The following is a 2,995-nucleotide window of genomic DNA, read 5'->3' on the forward strand; positions in this document are numbered from 1 at the left end:
ACCGGACCGTTTACGCGACTAAATCACAAGCCCGGAGCGACGTCATTCGCTATATCGAGGGGTTTTACAACAGCCGGCGCCGTCACTCCGCACTCGGTTACCGGCGGCCCAACGAAGTCCACTATGGTTATCAACAGCCAGCCTTGGCAGCGTAGAAGAAACCACTCAATCCGCTGCCCGAAATCCCCGCAGCAGCCCAGTGGCGCCGCCATCGTTGATGGCCGGGGCCGCCGCTGTTGCCTGTGGTTGCGTTGGGTAAGATTGGCCGGTGACCTGGTTGATTTTGATTGTGCGGCTTGGGCGGGCCGCCCCCCGCTATCGACGGCGCGTCTTCCCTATGTGATGCTCCTATAGTTGTCAATGCCCCTCGGCAGTCTCTTGTTGCTGCGCAAGCCAGCTTCTGTAGTCGCGGGCGAGGGTGTCATCGCGGCTGAGTCCGCGTTCGATGCGGGAAAGCCTGCCTGGCCAGGTGCCGAAGTGAATTGCGGCGGCTTGGAGGGTGATCCACGGGCACGCGTCAGATACGGGAATCAAGCTTTCGGGCATGGTCAGTGAACTCACCGGGGTGGGGGCCCTGACCACGGCTGACACCACCCGGTGTCGGGCATCTTGAGTAACAATGCAGCGTCGAAAACACGGGAACCGTTCAGCAGGCAATCATCGGTGTCATTACGCCCCGGACAACGAGACAGAGCCGTTAGCGCCGGATCCTGTTCCATTGTTCGCGACGGGCCGGGCACTGGACCCAAGACGACTTGAGGTCGACATTCCGTAGCCTGAAATCTGTTGTGGCGCATCGGGCTCCTCCGCGCCTGACTCAGCCCGGCGTGCCGAGCCGGCTGCGGGTATTCCGCAGTCCGGCTGCTCCTGGGGAGTCCCAATCACTGGTCAGCAAAACATGTATTTTGCAATCGAAGCTATCTAGAGAATGGCGAGCCCGTACCCGAATCCCCAAGCCACCGACTGGGGCCACTGCTTCGAAGCCTGTTTGGATATTAGCGCTGCTTCTTTGACCTGCCGGTTAAGCGCTCCAACCGCATTGGCTCGAGACCATAGGTAACGAGAGAGACCAGCAGTGCCGCGAAGGCGACGTACGCAAGAACCGGAAGACGTAAGTGGAGGGAGTGTAAACATGATTGCACCTGGCGCATGCCCGGGCTGGAGGAACGTGACCCCGAGACACCGCTGTATGTAAGGGCCGGTTCATTGACGGTCTGCCGCTCATTTGCGGTCCTCCTCGGGGAGCCGCTCGAACTCAGCGGAGACCGGCCCGGCGGGCCTAAAAGCTGAGTACGGTAAAGCCTTCCTTGGCATACGCTTCGATCTCGGCGCCGGCGGCGAGGAGTTCGATGGGACGGTCGGCAAATTCCTCGGCCAGACCGAATTGCTCCACCTGAGCGGAACAGGCCGTAGGTTTGACCCCTGAGTCGATGAGGTCCGCGAGTTGCTGGTCGGCCGCTCCGCTGCCGGCGAGTTTCACGCCGGGGCCGAAAAAGAGGACGCGCACGTCGGAGCCGCGGCTCATTTTGAGGCGGCTCGCCATGACCAGCCCGGGAAGGCCTCGGTCCGCCGAATCAGTGAGGATCAAGAATGCAATCTTGGCAGGGTTGGTGGATGTCATGGGCAGTGCCTCCTAGAAGTCGTTATGCCAGCCGGGCGGCGAGCATCGTGTCACACCTTACGCTCAGGTCTCGACGCGCAGGCGTCGGCCTGCTACTTCCGGGCGGTCGGCCGCAAGGGCGCGCAGGCTGTGCGGGCCCGCCCGGGGCAACAAGGGCGGCACCATGCCGCCTAGACGTCCACCGGCACAATTCCGTTGCCGGTGACTGTGTCGTTGAAAATCAATTCAGCGATATCGATGGTTGCCGCAAACATAATATACCCCCATGGGTATCGATGCTAGAATCGCCGGATGACCAACAGATATCTCGTGTCCCGTAACCGCTTTATCGCGGCCGCTCCGGAAACCGTCTTCGAGGTGCTCGCCACACCCGCGCTGCACAGCGTGATCGACGGTTCCGGCACGGTCAAGGGCGCCCAGCCCCGCGGTCCGGAACGGCTTGCCCTCGGTGCGAAGTTCGGCATGGAAATGAACGTCAAGATGGACTACAAGGTCCTGAACACGGTCTGCGAGTTCGAGGAGGGCCGACGGATCGCCTGGCAGCCCTTCGGCGGCCACATCTGGCGCTACCTGCTGGAGCCCTCCACCGATGCCGCCGGAAACCCTGGCACCCTCGTCACGGAGCAGTGGGACGCCCGCGAAGTCCGGGCACGGATCCTAATGCGCCTGGCCGGCTACCTCCGCCGGAACCCGGCCAGCATCGAGCAAACCCTCGCCAAGCTCGACGCCTATCTGGCTCCAAAAGCCGCACCGGGCTCCGCCGCGGCCTCGCACCTGCCCCACTAGGGCGCGTCTCCCAAATCCTGGTCTCGTGAGGCGGATGCTTGAGGGGTGTCTCGTACTTCCGTTTTGACCGAGTTCTTCCGGCCGATGGCGGCTCAAGGCGCCGCTGTTCCGGATGCTTGAGTACCTCAACCACCGAACACGACCGTGAAGTCGCCCGCGTCATACCCGGGCGTCAGCGTCGGCTCCGGCCGCGGTCCGGCAAAGTGCTCCTGTACCTTTTGGAAGACCTCGTCAATCCGCGGCCGCAGATACGGTGCCATTGATGACACCCGCCGGTGGCGGGTCACGGCCATCACCTTGGACAATGTCAGATTCGGGTCCGTCACCATCCGGTCGATGGTCGTAGGCCGGCAGATCGTGCAGCGACCAATCCGTTCCAAGCGCCGAACTGAACCACAGGCAGTGAAAATCCGCTAGGACCTGCCTGTCGGGACTGCGGTGTGCGGAGGCTCGGCGCCGGCCGTCAGGCAGCCATCCTGGCCATCTGCGCGGGGACCGGGGTGTAGGTGGTGCCGTCGCGGAGCATGGCCCAGAGGACGTTCAACCTTCGCCTGGCCAGGGAGAGCATGGCCTGGATGTGGGTTTTGC

At 62.9% G+C, this 2,995-nt stretch carries 3 protein-coding genes and 1 pseudogene; 2 read left to right on the forward strand and 2 right to left on the reverse strand.

The window, feature by feature from the left end:
* Positions 1 to 155: pseudogene (locus ACZYZ3_RS20410) on the forward strand (IS3-like element ISAar4 family transposase); the annotation flags it as partial.
* A gap of 1,124 nt (positions 156 to 1,279) precedes the next feature.
* Here ACZYZ3_RS20410 and ACZYZ3_RS20415 read toward each other — a convergent pair.
* Positions 1,280 to 1,621: a hypothetical protein gene (locus ACZYZ3_RS20415; RefSeq protein ID WP_463959805.1), complete on the reverse strand. Its 342-nt coding sequence runs from the start codon at positions 1,619 to 1,621 to the stop codon at positions 1,280 to 1,282.
* 291 nt (positions 1,622 to 1,912) lie between these two features.
* Here ACZYZ3_RS20415 and ACZYZ3_RS20420 point away from each other — a divergent pair, with 291 nt between their 5' ends.
* Positions 1,913 to 2,407 (forward strand): SRPBCC family protein, encoded by a 495-nt coding sequence (locus tag ACZYZ3_RS20420; protein ID WP_463959806.1) that lies wholly within the window; start codon positions 1,913 to 1,915, stop codon positions 2,405 to 2,407.
* 125 nt (positions 2,408 to 2,532) lie between these two features.
* Here ACZYZ3_RS20420 and ACZYZ3_RS20425 read toward each other — a convergent pair whose 3' ends face one another.
* A complete protein-coding gene (locus ACZYZ3_RS20425) occupies positions 2,533 to 2,667 on the reverse strand; it encodes a hypothetical protein (protein WP_463965588.1) in 135 nt (44 codons plus the stop codon).
* Between the last annotated feature and the right edge of the window lie 328 nt (positions 2,668 to 2,995).

The sequence above is a fragment of the Pseudarthrobacter linnaei genome, from assembly GCF_055412825.1.

Bases quoted from the DNA above. Each gene is read 5' to 3' on its own strand.
- ACZYZ3_RS20415 (WP_463959805.1), bottom strand. From the start codon at position 1,621: ATGACATCCACCAACCCTGCCAAGATTGCATTCTTGATCCTCACTGAT.
- ACZYZ3_RS20420 (WP_463959806.1), top strand. From the start codon at position 1,913: ATGACCAACAGATATCTCGTGTCCCGTAACCGCTTTATCGCGGCCGCT.
- ACZYZ3_RS20425 (WP_463965588.1), bottom strand. From the start codon at position 2,667: ATGGCACCGTATCTGCGGCCGCGGATTGACGAGGTCTTCCAAAAGGTA.